The sequence below is a fragment of the Alcanivorax sp. DP30 genome (assembly GCF_009882945.1).
Classification (GTDB): Bacteria; Pseudomonadota; Gammaproteobacteria; order Pseudomonadales; family Alcanivoracaceae; genus Alcanivorax.
In genome coordinates this window covers 19648-36781 of sequence record NZ_WTUY01000023.1, presented here as the reverse complement: position 1 = coordinate 36781, position 17134 = coordinate 19648, and the positions used below count along the sequence as shown (strand labels likewise).

The 17134-nt window shown below is 57.4% G+C and carries 16 protein-coding genes and 1 other RNA gene; 6 read left to right on the top strand and 11 right to left on the bottom strand.

The features are described 5' to 3' along the window. Positions 1 to 160: 160 nt before the first annotated feature. The 6 genes from dapB to hrcA all read right to left on the bottom strand — a co-directional run bounded on the left by dapB (position 161) and on the right by hrcA (position 7885). On the bottom strand, positions 161 to 988 hold the full coding sequence (gene dapB / locus GQF00_RS15560) for a 4-hydroxy-tetrahydrodipicolinate reductase (RefSeq protein ID WP_161320120.1): 828 nt from the start codon (positions 986 to 988) through the stop codon (positions 161 to 163). Between the two features lie 102 nt (positions 989 to 1090). Next, positions 1091 to 2254 (bottom strand): hypothetical protein, encoded by a 1164-nt coding sequence (locus GQF00_RS15555; RefSeq protein ID WP_237440573.1) that lies wholly within the window; start codon positions 2252 to 2254, stop codon positions 1091 to 1093. 207 nt (positions 2255 to 2461) lie between these two features. Continuing rightward, positions 2462 to 3592: a molecular chaperone DnaJ gene (gene dnaJ / locus GQF00_RS15550; RefSeq protein ID WP_161320118.1), complete on the bottom strand. Its 1131-nt coding sequence runs from the start codon at positions 3590 to 3592 to the stop codon at positions 2462 to 2464. 102 nt (positions 3593 to 3694) lie between these two features. Then, positions 3695 to 5620: a molecular chaperone DnaK gene (dnaK, locus tag GQF00_RS15545; protein WP_161320116.1), complete on the bottom strand. Its 1926-nt coding sequence runs from the start codon at positions 5618 to 5620 to the stop codon at positions 3695 to 3697. 236 nt (positions 5621 to 5856) lie between these two features. After that, the gene (gene grpE / locus GQF00_RS15540) at positions 5857 to 6435 is read right to left on the bottom strand and encodes a nucleotide exchange factor GrpE (RefSeq protein ID WP_161320114.1); all 579 of its coding nucleotides are present in this window, start codon (positions 6433 to 6435) and stop codon (positions 5857 to 5859) included. A 400-nt stretch (positions 6436 to 6835) separates the two neighbouring features. Then, positions 6836 to 7885 carry a heat-inducible transcriptional repressor HrcA gene (hrcA, locus tag GQF00_RS15535; RefSeq protein ID WP_161320112.1) on the bottom strand — a complete coding sequence of 350 codons (1050 nt, stop codon included), beginning with the start codon at positions 7883 to 7885 and terminating at the stop codon, positions 6836 to 6838. 122 nt (positions 7886 to 8007) lie between these two features. On the opposite strand from hrcA, the gene GQF00_RS15530 reads away from it, so the two are divergent. Both GQF00_RS15530 and recN read left to right on the top strand, forming a co-directional pair. Further along, positions 8008 to 8520, top strand: a complete 513-nt coding sequence (locus tag GQF00_RS15530; RefSeq protein WP_161320110.1) for an RDD family protein — start codon at positions 8008 to 8010, stop codon at positions 8518 to 8520. A gap of 28 nt (positions 8521 to 8548) precedes the next feature. Continuing rightward, complete coding sequence (gene recN / locus GQF00_RS15525; protein WP_161320108.1) at positions 8549 to 10216, top strand: DNA repair protein RecN; 1668 nt, start codon at positions 8549 to 8551, stop codon at positions 10214 to 10216. Between the two features lie 244 nt (positions 10217 to 10460). On the opposite strand, the gene fur is transcribed toward recN, so the two are convergent. Then, positions 10461 to 10862 (bottom strand): ferric iron uptake transcriptional regulator, encoded by a 402-nt coding sequence (gene fur, locus GQF00_RS15520; protein ID WP_153498474.1) that lies wholly within the window; start codon positions 10860 to 10862, stop codon positions 10461 to 10463. Positions 10863 to 11049: 187 nt separating this feature from the next. On the opposite strand from fur, the gene GQF00_RS15515 reads away from it, so the two are divergent. Continuing rightward, entirely contained in the window at positions 11050 to 11457 is a 408-nt protein-coding gene (locus GQF00_RS15515; protein ID WP_161320106.1) for an outer membrane protein assembly factor BamE, read from the top strand. A gap of 42 nt (positions 11458 to 11499) precedes the next feature. Here GQF00_RS15515 and GQF00_RS15510 read toward each other — a convergent pair whose 3' ends face one another. Together GQF00_RS15510 and GQF00_RS15505 are read right to left on the bottom strand one after the other, a co-directional pair. Further along, positions 11500 to 11799: an RnfH family protein gene (locus GQF00_RS15510; RefSeq protein WP_161320104.1), complete on the bottom strand. Its 300-nt coding sequence runs from the start codon at positions 11797 to 11799 to the stop codon at positions 11500 to 11502. Next, positions 11799 to 13358 (bottom strand): sodium-dependent transporter, encoded by a 1560-nt coding sequence (locus GQF00_RS15505; RefSeq protein WP_161320103.1) that lies wholly within the window; start codon positions 13356 to 13358, stop codon positions 11799 to 11801. The genes GQF00_RS15510 and GQF00_RS15505 overlap by 1 nt, the downstream gene beginning before the upstream one ends. Before the next feature lie 380 nt (positions 13359 to 13738). Between GQF00_RS15505 and smpB the strand changes: the two genes are divergently transcribed. Beyond that, positions 13739 to 14218 (top strand): SsrA-binding protein SmpB, encoded by a 480-nt coding sequence (gene smpB / locus GQF00_RS15500; RefSeq protein WP_161320206.1) that lies wholly within the window; start codon positions 13739 to 13741, stop codon positions 14216 to 14218. A 50-nt stretch (positions 14219 to 14268) separates the two neighbouring features. On the opposite strand, the gene GQF00_RS15495 is transcribed toward smpB, so the two are convergent. Continuing rightward, positions 14269 to 14547 carry a hypothetical protein gene (locus GQF00_RS15495; RefSeq protein WP_161320101.1) on the bottom strand — a complete coding sequence of 93 codons (279 nt, stop codon included), beginning with the start codon at positions 14545 to 14547 and terminating at the stop codon, positions 14269 to 14271. A gap of 378 nt (positions 14548 to 14925) precedes the next feature. Here GQF00_RS15495 and ssrA point away from each other — a divergent pair. Both ssrA and GQF00_RS15485 read left to right on the top strand, forming a co-directional pair. Beyond that, positions 14926 to 15282, top strand: a transfer-messenger RNA (tmRNA) gene (gene ssrA / locus GQF00_RS15490). Between the two features lie 337 nt (positions 15283 to 15619). Further along, a complete protein-coding gene (locus GQF00_RS15485) occupies positions 15620 to 16324 on the top strand; it encodes an HAD family phosphatase (RefSeq protein WP_161320099.1) in 705 nt (234 codons plus the stop codon). Here the strand turns inward: GQF00_RS15485 and GQF00_RS15480 are convergent. Further along, positions 16284 to 17111: a hypothetical protein gene (locus tag GQF00_RS15480; RefSeq protein WP_161320097.1), complete on the bottom strand. Its 828-nt coding sequence runs from the start codon at positions 17109 to 17111 to the stop codon at positions 16284 to 16286. The two genes, GQF00_RS15485 and GQF00_RS15480, sit on opposite strands and share 41 nt — an antisense overlap. Positions 17112 to 17134: the final 23 nt, after the last annotated feature.

The following is a 17134-nucleotide window of genomic DNA, read 5'->3' as shown; positions in this document are numbered from 1 at the left end:
GCTGCGCGCTATTCTAGGGCTTCGGGAAACAAATGTCACGCTTAAAGCCGCTGACGCGCGGCACGCCACGCAATACGCAGGGCAAACCCGCCGCAGGAGCTTGCCTGCAAGCGATAATCGCCTGCAGACAGGCTCCTGCGGCCAATTATTGACTCAGACCTCAGCCCTTGCCCCAGCCAGCGGACTCACCGGCCAGCCCCAGCACATCCTGCATGTCGAACAGGCCCTTGTCCTGCCCACCCAGCCAGGCAGCGGCGCGCACAGCACCGCGGCCAAAGGCCATGCGGCTGGAGGCCTTGTGGGTAATTTCCACTCGCTCACCATCAGCAGCGAACATCACCGTGTGATCGCCGACAATGTCACCCGCCCGAATGGTCTCGAAACCAATGGTCTGCCGATCACGCTCGCCGGTGCGGCCTTCACGGCCATAGACCGCCACCTCCTTGAGATCACGCCCCAGGGTCTGGGCCACCACCTCACCCATGCGCAGGGCGGTACCGGAGGGAGCATCAATCTTGTGACGGTGGTGGGCTTCGATCACCTCGATGTCCACTTCATCCTGCAAAACCGCAGCCGCGGTTTCCAGCAGCTTGAAGCACAGATTCACACCAATGGAGTAGTTGGGGGCGTAACAGATAGCGATATCTTCGCTGGCTGCGCGCAGGCCAGCGATCTGCTCATCACTGAGGCCGGTTGTACCGATGACCAGCTTGGTGCCCGCCACTCGACACACTTCGATATTCTTTACCGTGGCTTCCGGCACGGTGAAATCGATGAACACATCGGCATCTTTCACCACCGCAGACAGATCGTCCGCCAACGCCACACCGGCGTTACCCTGCCCCACCAATTCACCGGCATCCGCACCAATCAGGCTGGAGCCGGGCACATCCACAGCCGCCGCCAGGGTGGTATCCGGATTGGCGAGGGTTGCTTCAATCAGAATGCGGCCCATACGGCCGGCGGCGCCAATAATGCCTACTTTCATGGTGTCTCCTTGCTCATAAAGGCGGACGCCAGAGGCGGAACGCCTGCACCAGCCACAAAGGGCCCGCAAGCGTCCGGCGTCTGGCGTCCGGCATCAAGCGCATTAGTCTACCAGAAAGGGCGGCTGATTCACTGCGTAGAGGTTGTAATCCCCTTTGGTCATGTACTTGCGACGCTTGCGATCAAAACGACCAAAGCTCATACCGCTCTTTACCCAGGCCTGCACCTCCTTGAGGCGCTTGCGGGCGTAGGCCCGGTCCAGCCACTCCATGGAATATTCCGCGGGCAGTTGCGCAGCCAGCATCAGCTGGGCAATGGCCTGCTGGGCCTGCTCGTCCCGAAAGGTATAAAGCAAGCTGTTGGCGTACTCATAACGGACAATGGCCAGATCCGGCACTTTCTTCACCGAGGCCTCGAACAACTCCGTGGCATCGCGACTGTCCGCATCCAGCGTCAGACGCCCGGCAGCCTTGCCCACCCGGCGCAGCACATTCGCCTCGAAAGCCGCATACAGAGACAGCGCCAGCGGATGCTGCGGCTCCACCCCGAGCATTTCAGTGGCCGCATTGATCACCATGGGGGCATAGTTACGCTGCAGCATGGCCGGCACCGATTCATCTTCCGCCAACCGCGCTACCGCATAACCAAACCCCAGCCGGACCATGCAGTAATCCTCTTGCAGCGCCTCATCACCAGGCAAAACCGGCGCATTCTCACCAAACCAGGCCATCTCATTGATGCTCTGCTGCAACAGTTGCTGTTTTTGGGTCTGGGTGGGCGCCAGGTAAGTGGCATAGATGATCTGCGACACCATGGCCGGCACCCGCGCATAGCCGCCGTACTTGCGCCCCAGATCCCGCGCATGACGCAAGTCGCCCCGGAAAAATGCCGCCCACACTTCCAGCACATTGCGGCTATGCTGCTCCCAGTCATCATCCTGATAGCGCAGATCACGGAACAGGGCCGGGAAGCGCTGATAACGGGATTTCAGGTAGTCGGGAGAGGGGAACGGCAGCTTTAATCCACGCATGAAACGCGGCCAGTTGGCCTCAATCTCTTCGTAGGTATAGGTAAAGGAAGCCTGATCAAACGGCACGCTCACCCAGGGCGCATCAATCACCGCCTTATCCAGCGCAAGCGGAGATCGTTGGGCAAAGGTAGCTTTCGCCCGATCGTAGGCCTGATCCACCGGGGCCGCGAAGACCGGGGAAGACAAAACAGGCAACACCGCCAACACCAGCATCCTTGCCAGATTGCGAATAATCATGGGGGAACTCTTGTTGTTGTTTTTTTAGGCAAGTCTAGCAGGGGGCCCAAAAGCCGAAAATGGCAGAGTGCAAATTTAAGCTTATTGTCGTAATTCGGCATCAGGGGACTAGCCTCTATGCTTAGCCCCAACGCCTCTCCCCGAATATCAAAAAGGCGGAGCAGAAAATTCTGCTCCGCCTTTCATGGTGCCGGCTGATGACGATGTCTACTTGGCGTCAAAGAAGCGCTTCACGCCTTCGAACCAGCTGGTCTTTCTCGGGTTGTGGCGATCACCGCCACCTTCCAGGGATTCCTGGAATTTGCGCAGCAGGTCTTTCTGCTCGCTGGACAGCTTCACCGGGGTTTCCACCACGACCTTGCAGAGCAGGTCGCCGGTGGCACCACCGCGCACGGACTTCACACCCTTGCCGCGCAGGCGGAACATCCTGCCGGTCTGGGTTTCCGCCGGCACCTTCAGCTTCACCTTGCCACTGAGTGTCGGCACGTCCAGCTCACCACCGAGGGTGGCATCCACAAAGCTGATCGGCACTTCACAATACAGGTTGGTACCGTCGCGCTGGAAGATGTCGTGCTCTCGTACCGCCACCTGCACGTACAGATCGCCGGCCGGCGCCCCGTGCATGCCTGCTTCGCCTTCACCAGCCAGACGGATACGGTCACCGGTATCCACACCCGCCGGAATCTTCACCGACAGGGTCTTGGTGTTCTGCACCCGACCCTGGCCACCGCAGCTGCCACAGGGATCTTCAATGATCTGCCCTTCCCCCTTACAGGTAGGACACGCCTGCTGCACAGTGAAAAAACCCTGTTGCATACGCACCTGACCGGCGCCACCGCAGGTGGAACACGTTACAGGCTGGGAGCCCTCTTTGGCTCCGCTACCATGACAGGTGCCACAGCTTTCCCAGGTGGGCACGCGGATTTTTTCTTCGCAACCGCGCACCGCCTGTTCCAGGGACAACTCCAAGGTGTAACGCAGGTCGGCGCCCCGGGAAGGACCGCGACGTCCGCCACCACCCCCACCGAAGATATCGCCAAAGATATCCCCGAAGATGTCACCAAAACCGCCCGCACCGGCGCCACCGCCGCCGAAGCCGCCAGCACCCTGACCATTCACACCCGCATGGCCGAACTGGTCATAGGCAGCACGCTTCTGCTCGTCGGAAAGGACCTCGTAGGCTTCCTTGGCTTCCTTGAACTTGGCCAGCGCCTCTTCGTCATCCGGATTGCGGTCCGGATGGTACTTCATCGCCAGACGGCGATAGGCCTTTTTCAGGTCTTGCTGACTGGCGTCTTTCGCCGCCCCCAGCACTTCATAATAATCGCGTTTGGACATAGGTTGGTCCGTTTGTTTAATCCGGGCTCAAACCACAACGCCGGGCACAAGGCCCGGCGTCGCTCATCTGACGTCCGACGTCTGACGTCCGACGCCTTTCCCTTACTTCTTCTTGTCGTCGTCGACTTCTTCGAACTCGGCGTCAACAACATCGTCACCTGCAGCCTGCTCACCACCTTCAGCACCGGCGGCGCCTTCAGCCTGCTGGGCCTGCTCGGCGTAGAGCTTCTGCGCCAGCGGTGCGGAGACTTCGGACAGGGCCTTGATCTTGGCTTCAATGTCGTCCTTGTCGCTGCCTTTGGCGGCTTCTTCCAGTTCACCCACAGCCTTGGTGATGGACTCTTTCTCTTCGTCGGTGGCCTTGTCGCCAGCTTCGTCGAGGGTCTTGCGAGTCGCGTGCACCAGGTGATCGGCCTGGTTGCGGGTCTGCACCAGCTCTTCGAACTTCTTGTCCTCGTCCGCGTGGGCTTCGGCATCCGCCACCATTTGATCGATCTCTTCATCGGACAGACCGGAAGAGGCCTTGATCTGGATGGACTGCTCTTTGCCGGTGGCCTTGTCTTTCGCGCTCACGTGAAGAATACCGTTGGCGTCGATGTCGAAGGTCACTTCGATCTGCGGCATGCCGCGGGGCGCCGGCGGAATGTCTTCCAGGTTGAACTGCCCCAGAGACTTGTTCTGGCCAGCCTGCTTACGCTCACCCTGCAGTACGTGCACGGTCACCGCAGTCTGGTTGTCATCCGCGGTGGAGAACACCTGGGACGCATTGGTCGGGATGGTGGTGTTCTTCTCGATCAGCGGAGTCATCACGCCGCCCATGGTTTCGATACCCAGGGTCAGCGGGGTCACGTCCAGCAGCAACACGTCTTTCACGTCACCGCTCAGTACCGCACCCTGAATGGCCGCACCCATGGCTACCGCCTCATCCGGGTTCACGTCCTTGCGCGGCTCTTTGCCGAAGAATTCGGTTACCTTGGCCTGCACCATGGGCATACGGGTCTGACCACCAACCAGGATTACGTCGGTGATGTCCGCGTTGCTCACACCCGCATCTTTCAATGCGGTCTTGCACGGCTCCAGGGAGCGAGTTACCAGATCACCCACCAGGGATTCCAGCTTGGCACGGGTCACTTTCACGACCAGGTGCTTGGGACCGGTGGCGTCAGCAGTGATGTAAGGCAGATTCACTTCGGTCTGCTCACTGGAGGACAGCTCGATCTTGGCTTTTTCAGCGGCTTCTTTCAGACGCTGCATGGCCAGCGGGTCGCCGCCCAGGTCGATACCGGAATCCGCCTTGAACTGATCCGCCAGGAAGTTGATCAGCGCCAGGTCGAAATCTTCACCACCCAGGAAGGTGTCACCGTTGGTGGCCAGCACTTCAAACTGGTGCTCACCGTCCACTTCGGCAATCTCGATGATGGAGATATCGAAGGTACCCCCACCCAGGTCGTACACCGCGATGGTGCGGTCGCCGCCCTTCTTGTCCATGCCGTAAGCCAGAGCTGCGGCAGTGGGCTCGTTGATAATACGCTTCACGTCCAGACCGGCGATGCGACCGGCATCCTTGGTGGCCTGACGCTGGGAATCGTTGAAGTAAGCCGGCACGGTGATAACGGCCTCGGTGACGGTCTCACCCAGGTAATCTTCCGCGGTCTTCTTCATCTTCTTCAGCACCTGCGCAGAAATCTGCGGCGGCGCCATTTTCTCGCCCTTCACTTCCACCCAGGCGTCACCATTGTCGGCCTTGGTGATCTTGTAGGGCACCATCTTGATGTCTTTCTGAACCACGTCGTCTTCAAAACGACGACCGATCAGACGCTTCACCGCGTACAGGGTGTTTTCCGGGTTGGTCACGGCCTGACGCTTGGCAGCCTGACCGACCAGGGTTTCCTTGTCGTCGGTGTACGCGATGATGGAAGGCGTAGTACGGGTACCTTCGCTGTTTTCAATAACCTTGGCTTTGTCACCTTCGAGCACCGCCACACAGCTGTTGGTTGTACCCAGGTCGATACCGATAATCTTACCCATGTCTCTCTTTCTCCTTCACACCAGCCGGCACCCTATCGGCATACCGGACAGTTGAACTTGTTAACTCGTCTGGCTCCTATATGGCGGTGGTTTTTGCCAATTCAAGGGAGCGTGAAGATTTTGTTTGTTGCCATTTTCAGCGGGTCAGACGTCGGGAGTCGGAGGTCGGACGTCAAAACCCGAAAACCGGCCCTATGGGCGTCTGACCTCCGACCTCAGACGCCCGACCAGGATCCTTACGGCGCCTTGCTGACCACCACCCGCGCCGGGCGAATCAGACGACCATTCAGCTGGTAGCCCTTCTCAAGCACGTCGATCACGGTATTGGGATCCACATTGGGCACCGGCACCATGGTCATGGCTTCGTGGAGCTCCGGATTAAAGGGTTCATCCGCCGGGCTGATCTGCTCCAGGTTGTACCTGGCAAACACATCCAGCAGGGACTTGAGGGTCAGCTCGATACCTTCGCGGGCCCCTTTCAGCGCCTCATCCTCAGCATCCAGCGCCGCCAGACCGCGTTCCAGGTTGTCCGCCACACTCAACAAGTCCCCGGCGAACTTCTCCAGGGCAAACTTGCGGGCGTGCTGCACATCACGTTCGGCACGCTTGCGCACATTCTGAATCTCGGCCTGGGCACGGATATCCGCTTCGCCCAAGGCCTTCTTCACAATCGCCAATTCGGCTTCCAGCTCGGCCAGCTTCTCTTCGGCGGTGGGCTCCACCTGCTCGGCTTCCGCCTCAGCCGCAGCCTGCTGTTCTTCCACAGTCTCTACCTGCGGCTCAGCGTTATTCTGGTCTTTTTCCTGCTCACTCATTCTTTCACTCCACATCCCGGTCCGGGCTTTTATCAGGAAAGCGGGCAAAGATATGGGAACTGATGGTCAGGATTCAAGGGGGAGAGGGGCAATGGACAATTGATAATGGATAGCTCGCGGGCGAGTTGGGTGAGAGCTGAAAGGGGACTGGTCGCGCTCCGAGCGCGGATTTGCATCGCATGCTCCCTGTGGGAGCTTGCTTCTCCTGAAGCCCGATTGCGCCCGGGACGCGCTGTAGGAGCGCCTCTTGAGGCGCAAACAACCCCGTTTCGAGTTGCGAAGAGCGAGTTTCGAAAGGAAAAACCCTCTGCAGGCACTGTCTGAAGGTTTTTCGTTACTCGAACCAGTCACTCGCTCCCAGGGGTTGTTCGCGCCTCAAGAGGCGCTCCTACTGTAGTCCTTACAGCTGCGTCAGGGCTGCCGAGAGAATTTTTGCGGTGATATCCACGGTGGGGATCACCTTTTCGTAATCCATTCGGGTCGGGCCAACCACCGCGAGGACGCCCACCGGACCGTTATCGGCGCGGTACGGCGCCGAAATCAGGGAGTAATCCTCAAACGGGCGAAAGCCGGATTCACGGCCAATGAAGATCTGCACCCCGTCCGCCTTCATGGAGCGCTCCAGCAAATGCAGGATGTCGCGCTTGTGATTGAAGGCATCAAACAGGTCGCGCAGCTGGCCCAGATTCTCCGCCTCAGCGGTCTGGATCAGGTTGGATTCCCCGGACACCACATAATCGGAGTCGGATTCTTCAGTACGCAGAGCCTTGTCCGCCACCGCCACGGCGGTCTGCATCAGCGCATCCATGTGCTGCCGGTCCGCATTCATGGTGTTGAGCAAACCATCGCAGATGCTGTTCAAGTCACACCCCGCATAGGTGTGATTGATGTAGTTGGCAGCCTGGCGCAACTCGGTCTCGTCATAATCCCGATCCGTATGAATGATGCGGTTCTGCACCTCGGAGCGGTTCACCACCAGCACCACCAGCACCCGCTTGCCGGACAGCGGCAAAAACTCCACTTGCCTGAGAGTGGTCACTTCGCGGCGCGGCACCGCCACCAAACCGGCCATGCGGGTCAGCTCGGCCAGGGTTCGGGAAGCCTGGGCAATCAACTCCTGGGGGGACTGCTCCGGCGCCAGCAACTGACTGAGCTCCCGTTTGAGACTCTTGTTATCCGGGCGTTCCATGACACTGGAAGCCAGCAGGGAATCCACATACAGGCGGTAACCCAGTTCCGTGGGAATGCGTCCGGCAGAGGTATGTGGACTGGCGAGTATCCCCAGTTCCTCCAGCTCCGCCATGATGTTGCGGATGGTGGCAGGGCTCACTTGCAGGCCACTGCCGGAGGCAAGGGTTTTTGAGCCCACCGGCTGGCCGTCACGGATATGCCGTTCCACCAGCGTCATCAGCAGGCGCTGTTTGCGTTCGTTGAGATCCAGCTTCGTCATGGCTATATATGTACCAGAAAACCGCCCCGGCATTATATAAAATTCCCGGGGGCTTACACTGATGCGCCAAATCCCCTAACATTGCCATAACTGGCCATACGAACAGTAACAAGGACGTTTACATGCAAGACGACAACAACCCCTACCAGACACCCACCGCCCAACCTGCCCCTGCGACCCGGGAAAGTGCCACACCATTGGCAGGCCGCGGCGAGCGCCTGGCCGGTGCCATCATCGACACACTTGCCTCACTGGTCATCATCGGCCCCATGCTCTATTTCAGCGGCGCCTGGACGACCATGATGGAGACCGGCACCCTGGATCTGGTGAGCACTCTTACCTGGTTTATTCTCGGTGAGGTCGTCTTCCTCGCCGTACAGGGCTATTTGCTGTTTAACCGTCAACAGACTATCGGCAAGTGGCTACTGGGCATGAAGATTGTCGGCATGGAGCAGGAATCCGTACCCGCCGGCAAACTCTATGGCATGCGCTATCTGCTGATGCACGTGCTTTCACAAATACCGGTACTCAACCTGGCCATGCTCATTGATCCTCTGCTGATCTTCCGCAAGGACAAACGCTGCCTGCATGACCTGCTGGCAGGCACCCAGGTTATCGAGGCCCCCAAAGGTTAAGTCTGTTCGCCCGTTTCGGAGACACACCATGCTGACACATCTGAGCGTTCGCCATTTTGCCACTGTCGACCAGCTTGAGCTGGAACCGGAGAACGGACTCACCTGCATCAGCGGGGAAACCGGGGCGGGCAAGTCCGTGATCATCGACGCCCTGGGCCTGACCCTGGGCGATCGCGCCGACTCCAGCGTAGTCCGCCACGGCCATGATCGCGCAGAAGTACTCGCCACCTTCGATGTGAGCGACAACCCCGGTGCCCAGCAGTGGCTGGCCGACCGGGAACTGGACGACGAAAACCAGTGCCTGCTGCGCCGCACCGTGCGCGCCGATGGCCGCTCCCGCGCCTACATCAATGGCACCCCTACCCCGCTGGCAGAAGTGCGAGATCTGGGTGAGCGACTGATCAGCATCCACAGTCAGCACGAACACCAGGCGCTGCTCAAGAAAGAAGCCCATCGCCAGCTGCTGGACAACTACGCCGACGCTCGCGAGTTGGCCGCCCGGGTTCGAGATCAATGGCGCGCCTGGCAAAAAGCCCGTCGCGCCCATGACGACGCCCTCAACCAGGCCCGCGAACAGAACGAACGCGAAGAGCTGCTGCGCTTTCAGCTGGAAGAACTGGACGCCCTGGCTCTGCAGGCAGGCGAACTGGCCGAGCTGGAACAGGAGCAGCAGCGTCTGGCCAATGCCGACAGCCTGATCCGCGTTTGCCAGCAATCCCTCAATGCCCTGTATGAAGGTGACGACGGCACCTGCAACGACCACCTCAGCCAGGTCAGCCACTGGCTGGACGATGCCCGTCGTCAGGATGATGGCCTGGGCGATGTGGCCGATGCGGTGGAATCCGCCCGCCTGCAGGTGGAAGCCGCAGCGGAGGACCTGCGCCATTATCTGGAACGGCTGGATCTGGATCCGGAACGACTCAACCAGGTCGAAGAACGCCTCAGCCAGTGCTATACCCTGGCCCGAAAATACCGCATTCGCCCGGAAGAACTGGTGGAACACCACCAGTCACTGTTGTCTGAATCCGAAGCGCTGGGCAATGTGGACGCCCACCTGCATGCGCTTTCGGAAGCAGAAACCGCTGCCGAAAAACAGTACATGGACAGCGCCCTCAAGCTGGGCAAGGCACGCCGCAAGGCGGGCAAGACCCTCACCCAGCAGGTGCAGAAGCAACTCACTGCCCTGGGCATGAAGGCCGCCGTCATGGAAGCCCAGCTGAGTGAATGCAACCCGGGTGCCGACGGCCTGGAAGAGGTGGAATTCCTGTTCACCGCCAACCCGGGCCAGCCCCTCAAAGCCCTTGGCAAGGTAGCTTCCGGCGGGGAACTGTCACGGGTCAGCCTGGCCATTCAGGTTATCTGTGCCCGCAATCTCACCGTGCCCAGCCTGGTGTTTGATGAAGTGGATGTGGGTGTTGGCGGCGGCGTTGCCGAAATTGTCGGCCGACTACTCCGCGAGCTGGGCAGCCATGCCCAGGTGCTCTGCATTACCCACCAACCCCAGGTGGCCAGCCAGGGACACCAGCACTGGCAGGTGCACAAGATTCAGGGGGACGACACCACCCACACCCGCATCCACGGCCTGGACGAACCCGCCCGGATCGAGGAACTGGCACGCATGCTGGGCGGCGTGGAAATCACCGAATCCACCCGCAATCACGCCAAAGAAATGCTCAGCAAGGCGCAGGCAGCTTGAAGAGCAGTTAATCGTTAACACTAAATAGCTTCGCGGGCGGGGTTGGCGCGAGCAGACATGCCATGCCCACGCACGGATCGCTCGAAGCGACCCTCCCCCCTTTGGGGAGCGGCGGTTCCGCCGCGACAGGGTTGCCCGACCAGGCCAGACCGGGAAACAATCTACCCCTCACATAACAAAACACCCCATACCGCGCCACGAGGGTTACCCGCGTGCGGCATGGGGCGTATTGCGTAAAGCCTGATTACTTCTTCGGTTTGACGTACAGCACCAGAGAATGATCCACGATCTCGTAACCGTGCTCTTCCGCGATGGCATGCTGGCGCTTTTCGATCACATCATCCATGAACTCGATGACCTGACCGGTTTCCATGCACACCATGTGATCGTGGTGGTCTTCGTCAGCCAGCTCAAACACCGCAGAGCCACCCTCGAAGTTATGACGCAGCACCATGCCAGCCTGCTCAAACTGGGTCAGTACGCGGTACACCGTGGCCAGGCCCACGTCTTCACCTGACTCCATCAGTGATTTGTAGATGTCCTCAGCACTCAGATGGCGCTCTTCAGACTTTTCCAGCTGTTGCAGGATTTTCACCCGCGGCAGGGTCACTTTCAGGCCCGCCTTTCTGAGATCCTGATTATCCAATGCGTATGCTCCGTATGCCTGATCAATGGCGAAATGAAAAAGTCCGGGAAAGCCAAGCCACCCGGCAAGAAAACACGAACTCAATCCTCAACTGGCTGTCCATTGTAGGATAAATCCGTCGGCCGGGAATTTGTCATCAGTTCCCAAGCCTGTATTATCGCCCGAACACTCAGCGAAGTCGAAAATCATGCCAAGAATTACCACTCTACTGCTGCTTTCCGCCCTGATGGTGCTGGGCGGCTGTAGCAGCCTGCGCTTTCCCGGGGTTTATCGCATCGATATCCCACAGGGCAACTTTGTCACCGAGGACATGCTGTCCCAGCTTCAGCCCGGCATGACCCCGGAACAGGTCCGCTTTGCACTGGGCGCGCCCACCCTGATCGACCCCTTCACGGCCAACGTCTGGTACTACCCGATGACCTACCGCCCGGGCAAAGGCGACAAGGTCAGCCAGAAGATTGCCGTCTACTTTGAGGGCGGCACCTACAGCCGCTTTGAAGGCCAGGTGATCGATGACTTCAAGGCCAAGACCTCTGGCCGGAATGACCGCGAGCTGCACCAGAAAGCCGCCGCCCGCAAGGAAGAGACAGACTAACCGCACACCGCCAGTCAGGGCGACGCGACGTCGCCCTGACCATTACGCCTTGGCCTTTTCCTGCGCCCGCTTCTTGCGATTCAACTTGGGATCAGCCTTGAGCGGACGATAAATCTCCACTCGCTCACCGGCTTTCAGCACCTGCCCGGACGGATTGGCCACCACCTTGCCAAACAGCCCCATGGGCGCCTTGTCCAACACCAGATCTTCAAACTGCTCCGCAATACCGGACAACCGCGCAGCTTCCAGCATGGTGGTACCTTCCGGCACATCCAGGCCGATCAACCGCTGCTTTTCCGGCAACGCGTAGGCTACTTCCACGTGAATCATCGGCTCGGCCATTATTGCTCCTCCGGTACCGCAGGCACCTCACTGTCCTGCATCGACTCGGCAGCCCCTTCAGCCGTCTCGGCACCCGTAGCCTCTGCCGCCACAGGATCCAGCGCTTCGGAAGATGCTGCCGCCTGCTCCTGCGCAGCCGGCTCTGGCGCCGGCGCAGGCTCATCGGCAAACATGCCCCACAGGGTATAGGTGAACAGGGCAATCACCGCTGCCGGAGAGAAAATCCGTACCAGCGCACGCCACACCATGTACATCGGGAAGCTCTTCATCGCCAGTTCCTTGCGGGCATGGGTTTCCTTCATTACCCAGCCAGCGAAAATGGCGATCAGCACACCACCCAGCGGCAACATCACCGTGGTGGAGAGAAACTCCATGTTGTCGAAAAAGGTACCGGCCAGGAACGTCTTGTCCTGCCACAGGTTGAAAGACAGCACCGAACCAATACCCAGCACCCAGGCACCCAGCCCCACCAGGGTAGCGCCCAGCGCCCGGGACAGGCCGCGCTCCACCAGCCACGCCACCACCGGTTCACCCAGGCTGATGGACGAGCTCCAGGCCGCAGACACCACCAGGATGAAGAACAGCGAACCGAACACCACCCCGCCCGGCATCTGGCCGAACGCCAGCGGCAGGGTCACAAACATCATGCCCGGGCCCTGGCCCACTTCCAGGCCACTGGAGAAAATCAGCGGGAACATGGCCACACCGGAGCCCAGTGCCACCAGCGTATCCAGCAGGGCGATAATGATCACCGTGGACATGATCGATACCGGCTTGGGCTTGCCACCCTTCTTGCCAGCAGTCTCGCGGGGCATATAGGCCCCGTAGGCCATGATCGCCCCCATGCCCAGACTCAGGGTGAAGAACGCCTGACCCACGGCAGTAATCACCGCCTTGCCATTGAGCTTGGAAAAATCGAACGCGAACAGGAAGCTGAGGCCATCCTTGAAGCCCGGCGTAGTGGCGGCATAGCCCACCAGCACCAGCAACAGCACGAACAGGAGCGGCATGAGGATCTCGACGGCCTTCTCCAGCCCGCCCTTCACACCACGGCCCACCACCACCATGGTCAACACCATGAACAGGGTATGGCAGCCCATCATCAACCAGGGGTCAGCCAGCAACGCATCAAACCGTGCCCCGGATTGCGCCGCCGTAATCCCCTGAAAACCGCCGGCCATGGCCTCCCAGGCGTAATACAGCGCCCAACTGGCGACCACGGAGTAGAAGGAGAGAATCAGGAATGCCGACAGCACCCCCATATGCCCAATCCCCGACCAGCGCTGCGTCACCTTGCTGTCTGCCGCCAGCTTGCGCATGGAATTGATCGGACTCATGCCCCCTCTGCGCCCCATCATCACCTCTGCGGCCATGATCGGAATCCCCACCACCGCGATGCACAGCAGGTACAGCAAAACGAAGGCCCCACCCCCGTTCTCGCCGGTGATATAGGGAAAACGCCAGATATTACCCAGCCCCACGGCCGACCCGGTTGCCGCCAGAATAAACACCCAACGGTTGGCCCACATGCCATGCACCGGCTTGTTTTCTTGCTTCATACACCCATACCTTCATTAGCGTGGCGGTATTGTCTTATTAATTACCGTCCCGGCTCAAGGGAACCGCTGAATAACGCCTGGGTAGCCTCTGAATAACCCCTTGCGTGCTCAGCATGACCTGGAGCGTGCAGCGGTTATGTCTTGTCGCGATGGTCAGGGTGGTTCCCTTTCCGAGAGGCAAGGCGCAGCAGATGGGCGCTCCAGGACGCGCCCCTCCTCCCCCGGGAGCCAAACCGGTAAGCCCCACACGGGAAACCGGTCGGCTCAACCGCGCAAACGGTGTTCCCGGGGGCACAGCCGAAGCAAACACTTACTTACCGGGTTTTGCCAAACGCAAAGCGCTATCCGGTGCACTGACCTTGCTCTATAATCGCCGCCCTATGGGAAAAGCCAACAAAAAAGCCAAAGCACCGTCCGCCACCATTGCGCAAAATCGCAAGGCGCGTCACGAATATCATCTGGAAGAGCACTTTGAAGCCGGCCTGGTTCTGGAAGGCTGGGAAGTGAAGTCCATGCGTGCCGGCAAAGCCAACCTCAGTGAAGCCTATGTCCTGCTCAAGGATGGCGAGGCCTTCCTGTTTGGTGCCCGCATGGAACCGTTGAATACGGCCAGCACCCACATCACCCCGGACCCGATACGCACGCGCAAGCTGCTGCTCAACCGTCGGGAACTGAGTGTGATCTATTCAGGGGTACAGAAAGACGGCTTCACCTGTGTGCCAGTGAGCCTGTACTGGAAGAAAGGATTCGCCAAGTGCGATATCGCCCTGGCCAAGGGGAAACAGAAGTTTGACAAGCGCGCCACCGAGAAAGAGCGCGACTGGAACCGTCAGAAACAGCGCCTGATGCGGCAGGGTTAAGGCCCCGAAACGGGCTTACCCTGCACGCAACCCGCGAAGTTTCATCCGATTCATGCCAAATGACGCTTGGGCTTGATGGCCCGCACATCACCGCGCAGCTGCCAGTACAGCTGCAACCAGGCACGCAGTACCGCCGGCATGAAATACACCGCGAACAGAATCACCGGGATTCGCGCCTGCGGCGTCGCCAGATCCACCAGGTAAATACCTGCGGCATAAGCGGCCAGAGCAAATACCAGCTGCACCGCGCGGAACAGAACCGGCTGAGCCTTCAACGGCGCCAGCGCCTTGTCAGATACCTGTGCTACAGATCGAATGATCGCGTTCATCGTCCTTCTCCTTTGAATGAACGACAATGCCTTGTTTGGCGTCCTGCAGGCCCTTGCCTGGCAGAAACGCAGTAAAGTCATTGCGAGATACACAATTTGCAGACCCCACACGCTCAGTGGCTTTTGGCTACCCGCTGCCGGACCTGCACCATCACCGACGATGTCGACATCGCTCAATGACAGCTTCATCATGCACCTTGATTATGACAAATGAAGCTCTTTCAGTAAGATTGTCAGACAACCAATGTGTATTCAGGTAACACTTTTTACAAACCGGTAACGTTATCCGGTGATTTTTTGATCGAAATCAAATTTCCTCGTCCGACACACTTGTTAAGTGACTTCCCCCACCCCATCTCCTACAATACGAGTTCGACAGGGGCCGACCTGGATTCGACGCCGGTATTGAACTCTGTGGTGCATGTCGAGAAGGTCACGAGTCTCGTAAATCATTTGTGGCACATTAAAGTAATCGCAAACGACGATTCTTACGCACTAGCAGCTTAATCCCTGCTTATCGCCAATCGACCCTGCCTGTGGGGAAGAGCGGCGAGCATCGCAACACAGGCTCGCAGCAACGTCCGCCCCGGATCGCGCTGTTAAAACTCTTAGGGGCTCGGTCTTCACGTCCTGCCGGTCGGGTTGTAAAGGCTTAAAGCAATAGACTTGGCTAAGCATGTAGACCTGCAGATGGATTGCTGACGGACGCGGGTTCGATTCCCGCCGGCTCCACCAAACAGCACCAAGAAGAAGGGCCACCCTGATGGGGTGGCCCTTTTTTGTGGTGCTGTGTCGATGTCGGATGCTTGATGTCAAGATTCAAGCTGCCCAGAACCTTTTCTTCAGGGCCAGTGTAGCTTTCTCAGCCGCCCTTTGATTGACTGAACAATAGCATTAATGCAATCTTGGAAGCATAATTCGATGCTTATGCAGAGCCACACTTAACGGCCCAGAACAAGCGAGCACACTTAATAAACGCAACCCCTCATCTTACGGTTAAATTACCTCATAAGTTTTGATCTGCAGACTATGTTCATGCCTACTGAATTCCACCTGTCAATTCCTTCCTGATATGAAATCCAAATTCCCGAAGATTTTTTTCTTTGACCTTGAAGGCACGCTTTTAAAAAAAGACTTCTCACTAGACAATGGAAAAGTTGCACCTAGTGCTTGGACCGTTTTAGCAAAGGCTCTTGGCGAACAGTGCTACAGAGAAGAAGAAGAAACCAAAGACAAATGGTTATCGGGTGAGTACAAAGGCTATTTAGACTGGATGGCCGAAACAGTCAGAATCCACCAAAGACATGGCCTTACAAAAGAAATTTTTGATGCAGTTATTGCCTCATCTGAGCTTCAAAATGGCGTAGAAGAAACCATCATCAAGATCAAAGAAAAAGGAGCGATAGTTTGCATCATATCAGGAGGATTCAAAGCCTTATGCGACAAAATACAACCCAAAATCAAACCAGATCATTTTTTTTGCGCCTGTGAGTATTTTTTCGACGAAAACGGTCGCCTAGACTCCTGCAATCTTTTACCTACTGACGAAAAAGGCAAAGTGACCTTCATGAAGCTCATAGCTGAAGAGCACTGCATATCAATAAATGACTGTGCTTTTGTAGGGGACGGGAAGAATGATATACATCTAGCTAAAGAAGTAGGCTTCTCCATAGCATTCAACGCACAGGAGGAGCTAGTGAAAGCCTCAACAGTTTCCATCACCCAAGACAGCAACTCTATTGACTTCCAGAAAATTCTGAGCTTTTTTGAGATTTAATCGCCAACAACTCCGCCCTGATTTCTTCCAGCTCTTCATTGAGAGATTGTAACGCTTCCCCAACCTCTTCAGCCTTCATTTCAGCCTGCTTATTTGCTTGAATGTTTCTATTTCCTACAAACGGAGAAAAAACAAAAGCATTCAACAAGCTCAACAAAATAACCGTAACCCCAATAGTCCCACCTAGCCACAAAAAGAACTTTTCAATTGAGAAATCCTTAAGTTCTTTCTTGATTTCTTCTTTTGTTTCCGAAACACTAAAAAAATCTTTTGGAAGTCTAACTATCTCTTTTTTCCTTTCATTTATATAGAACTGAATATTATTTTTCCACTTTCGCTCGTCAATATCACCAGGCGATAACGAGGAAAAGTCCTGACCTCCGATCTTGTGAAAAACCACCCTCAGGAAAGGCTCTGAATTTACAATCGCGATATCCGATCTGGAAAGGTTGGTCACCATGGTAGAAATAGGCTTCCTGTAATTATCATCTACAATTCCAGTATTGAAAGCTATGAGACCTTTCTGCGATTGGCGATTCTTCATGAGCGCCTGCGCGATAACACCGTCAGGAAGATTAAAGCACTCATCAGATACAATAATCGCTGTTTGCTGAGGCTTGATCACCGTCAGTTCTTCGCCAGTTTCAACTTGGTCGCCTTTAACCACCAAAACACAACCCACCGTAAGATCCATAGATCCTTCTCTGTGAGAAGCAGGGTCAATCTCCTTTCCCGATGAACTAAATACAAAGTTATTATTAATCGCCACTGACGAGGGGATAATCATTTACTTGACCACTTCAATTACAT

Excerpts from the sequence above, each read along its gene's own strand:
- GQF00_RS15555 (WP_237440573.1), bottom strand. The coding sequence starts at position 2,254 with ATGATTATTCGCAATCTGGCAAGGATGCTGGTGTTGGCGGTGTTGCCT.
- GQF00_RS15480 (WP_161320097.1), bottom strand. The coding sequence starts at position 17,111 with ATGATTATCCCCTCGTCAGTGGCGATTAATAATAACTTTGTATTTAGT.
- grpE (WP_161320114.1), bottom strand. The coding sequence starts at position 6,435 with ATGAGTGAGCAGGAAAAAGACCAGAATAACGCTGAGCCGCAGGTAGAG.
- GQF00_RS15495 (WP_161320101.1), bottom strand. The coding sequence starts at position 14,547 with ATGAACGCGATCATTCGATCTGTAGCACAGGTATCTGACAAGGCGCTG.
- smpB (WP_161320206.1), top strand. The coding sequence starts at position 13,739 with ATGGGAAAAGCCAACAAAAAAGCCAAAGCACCGTCCGCCACCATTGCG.
- dnaK (WP_161320116.1), bottom strand. The coding sequence starts at position 5,620 with ATGGGTAAGATTATCGGTATCGACCTGGGTACAACCAACAGCTGTGTG.
- dnaJ (WP_161320118.1), bottom strand. The coding sequence starts at position 3,592 with ATGTCCAAACGCGATTATTATGAAGTGCTGGGGGCGGCGAAAGACGCC.
- recN (WP_161320108.1), top strand. The coding sequence starts at position 8,549 with ATGCTGACACATCTGAGCGTTCGCCATTTTGCCACTGTCGACCAGCTT.
- GQF00_RS15485 (WP_161320099.1), top strand. The coding sequence starts at position 15,620 with ATGAAATCCAAATTCCCGAAGATTTTTTTCTTTGACCTTGAAGGCACG.
- dapB (WP_161320120.1), bottom strand. The coding sequence starts at position 988 with ATGAAAGTAGGCATTATTGGCGCCGCCGGCCGTATGGGCCGCATTCTG.
- GQF00_RS15505 (WP_161320103.1), bottom strand. The coding sequence starts at position 13,358 with ATGAAGCAAGAAAACAAGCCGGTGCATGGCATGTGGGCCAACCGTTGG.
- hrcA (WP_161320112.1), bottom strand. The coding sequence starts at position 7,885 with ATGACGAAGCTGGATCTCAACGAACGCAAACAGCGCCTGCTGATGACG.
- GQF00_RS15530 (WP_161320110.1), top strand. The coding sequence starts at position 8,008 with ATGCAAGACGACAACAACCCCTACCAGACACCCACCGCCCAACCTGCC.
- GQF00_RS15515 (WP_161320106.1), top strand. The coding sequence starts at position 11,050 with ATGCCAAGAATTACCACTCTACTGCTGCTTTCCGCCCTGATGGTGCTG.
- GQF00_RS15510 (WP_161320104.1), bottom strand. The coding sequence starts at position 11,799 with ATGGCCGAGCCGATGATTCACGTGGAAGTAGCCTACGCGTTGCCGGAA.